The organism is Methanosphaera sp. A6 (assembly GCF_001729395.1).
Lineage (GTDB): Archaea > Methanobacteriota > Methanobacteria > Methanobacteriales > Methanobacteriaceae > Methanosphaera > Methanosphaera stadtmanae.
The window spans coordinates 1-2,716 of record NZ_MAIF01000028.1 but is presented as its reverse complement, the minus strand read 5'-3'; the positions used below and the strand labels follow the sequence as shown (position 1 = coordinate 2,716).

Annotated in this window: 2 protein-coding genes; one reads left to right on the top strand and one right to left on the bottom strand. The window is 30.5% G+C overall.

The genetic code is table 11. The features are described from left to right. Nucleotides 1-181 precede the first annotated feature (181 nt). Nucleotides 182-592 (top strand): hypothetical protein, encoded by a 411-nt coding sequence (locus A9758_RS00920; protein WP_011406106.1) that lies wholly within the window; start codon nucleotides 182-184, stop codon nucleotides 590-592. 149 nt (nucleotides 593-741) lie between these two features. Here A9758_RS00920 and A9758_RS00915 read toward each other — a convergent pair whose 3' ends face one another. Further along, complete coding sequence (locus A9758_RS00915; RefSeq protein ID WP_011406107.1) at nucleotides 742-2,643, bottom strand: DHH family phosphoesterase; 1,902 nt, start codon at nucleotides 2,641-2,643, stop codon at nucleotides 742-744. Nucleotides 2,644-2,716: the final 73 nt, after the last annotated feature.

The window sequence follows — 2,716 nt, the reverse complement described above, 5'->3', positions numbered from 1 at the left end:
TATTACAAATCTTTTAAATGGGTTTTACATCAAACAAGTATATAATCAAGATATTTCTATAAATAGCAATAATTTTAAATACTTATTTTAATACAATAAAATTAAATAATACTACTTAATAAACTATAAATTATAATATAAAGTTATTAAAACTTTTATAAAAAATAGTAAGGAGAAAATTATGAGAGAAAAGAATATTTTAATTATAGTTATAGGAATTATAGTTGTATGTAGTTTAGTAGTAGGTGTGGGCATGTTATTAACTAATAATACAACACAAGAGAATAATACCACAGTAAATAATACTACTTCTAATATAACAATGAATAATACTACTAGTAATCAAACACCAAACACGACAGATACCAAAGTAACATCACAACAAGATAATACTCAAAAACAACAAACTACCTCTAAAAAGTCCACATCAAATAAAGACAGCACGCCTACAAAAGGAACATATAAAGGAGTAGAATATGAATTACCTGATAAATATCCATACTACAGTCCACAGGCAGGAAAAACATATCATAATAAAAAAGAAGCATATAAAGATATGAAAGATGCAATAGATGGCGGAATTGCAGATTAAATGTATATGATGGATTAATATTCCATCTTATTAAGTATTTTTTACTACTTAAAATATTAAGTCTCAATAATCAACATATTTAAGTTTATATTAATAGAAAATAAGTATTTTTTTTTAAAAAGAGAAAATTTAGTTAAGGAGGTTATGATTTATCTTTTAAGATTTTTAACCTCTTGTGTAAATAGTGCTAGAACTTCTTCTTCTAATCCTTCTACGAATTTTAAAGATCCAGCTACTTCATGGCCTCCACCATCTGCTCCAGCTTGTGGAATTTCTTCTTGTATTTTAGTAATTACATCGTTTAAGTTAAATTCAAACTCATTTTTAATTACTTCTGTTGCTCTTAGAACAGCAAAGTCTGGACCATTTGCAAGGGTCATTATTGGTTTGTCTTCTCCTTTTTCTTGTACTAATTTATCATGTACATATCCTGTTGTTTTTCCAGGTGCAGGATATGTGAATTTATGTGCATATTTTTCAACATCTAATCTGTTGAATTGTATACCATTATCAAAGTATTCTGTTTCAACATTTGGTAGGGCTGCTTTAAGTTGTGTTTCAACTCTTTTATCTGATTCTGTTATTAGTACATCTAGTAATTCTTCTTGACGTTGTTTATCTTCAAGACCTAATATTGTGTTCATTACACCTCTTCCATTCATGAATCTTAGGAAATATGCTTCAAAGTCTACACATGTAGCTACTTTATCAAGATCATCTCTTGTGTATCCTTCTTCTTCAGCTATTTTAAGGTATTGATCTACTTCCATACATTCTGCATGGTCTCCTACTGCTGCAATTCCAGGGAAGTGTCTTATTTTATCTCTTACATCAGGGTTTATCATTCCTGCTAGTTCTACAGCTAGTGCTCCTGCTGTAAGTTGTGAATCTCCACCTACAAGGTATGGGTTTACATGTATATCTACATAGTTATCTATTAGTGCTCGTCCATTTTCTACTTCTCCTGGGTAGTGATGGTCTACTACTACAGATTCTATTCCATATACTTTTGAATGTCTAAGTGCTGCTACATCTTCTTCTGTTGATCCATTATCTAGTAATACTAGTAATGGTAGTTTTTGTCCATGTCTTTCCATATCTTCTAGTGCATAGGATAGATCTTTTACTACATCTTCTAGTTCATAGAATGGTGCTTTACTAGGGGATCGTTTGAAAAAGTGCCATTCTGCATCTGCATCATTACTTTCCTCTCTTAGTATTGGTAGTACTGCTTGTTCTACTGCTATTCCTGCACATATTCCATCTGCATCTGCATGATGTCTTACTAGTATTGATCTTCCATCAAGTATTGCTCTTCTTATTGCTTTTGCTGCTTCTGCAAGTTTTGGTCTTAGTTTGTTTAAAACTTCACTGTTTTCTATCATTACTGATGTATCTGTAGGTTGTGCTTTTTGGTCTATTGATTTATCTATTAGTTCTTTGAGTTTTTCTTCTTCTGTTTTGTCTAGTTTTTCAATGGTTTCTGATTCTATTTGTATTTTTCCACCATGTATTGATACTTCTCCAAGTATTTCTACTACATCATCTACTTCTAGTTCTGGATACATTCGAACTCCAGGTTCATTGAATGCTGCAGACCATGTTATATCTGTTTCATCTCTTATTGTGAATATTGTTGGTCCACTTGTTTGTTGTATTTGTATGATTTCTCCTTGTATTGCTACGTTTCTTCCTAGGTTGTCCTCTGATAAGTCGCCTATTTTTGTTCTTTTAACATTTCTTTTTACTGTTTTTGTTTCGTAGTCATTACCGTATTTTATTTTTGAGTAGCTTAAATCAACATCCATTTTTCCTTTATGTGGTTTTATTTCTGCTATTTTAACTACTATCTTGTTTCCTACTTTTTCTTTAGGATTTCGTGTTCTTAGAAGTCCATAAACACTTTTACTTAGACTTACAAAGAATCCGTATTTTTCTACTCTGGTAATAACACCTTCATAGTCACTGCCTATTTCTAGGTCTTCTATTTGACATGAAGGATTTAATACATATACTATAGGATTAGTAGATGTATTTTTGTTGTTTTTCATATATGGTTCTCCTCTTGAATCTACTGTTTTTGGAACGTATTTATTCCTATTGTTTTAATTTAAATTAAATTAT

What these genes read in the sequence shown, in the direction of transcription:
- A9758_RS00915 (WP_011406107.1), bottom strand. Translation starts at nt 2,643, where the DNA reads ATGAAAAACAACAAAAATACATCTACTAATCCTATAGTATATGTATTA.
- A9758_RS00920 (WP_011406106.1), top strand. Translation starts at nt 182, where the DNA reads ATGAGAGAAAAGAATATTTTAATTATAGTTATAGGAATTATAGTTGTA.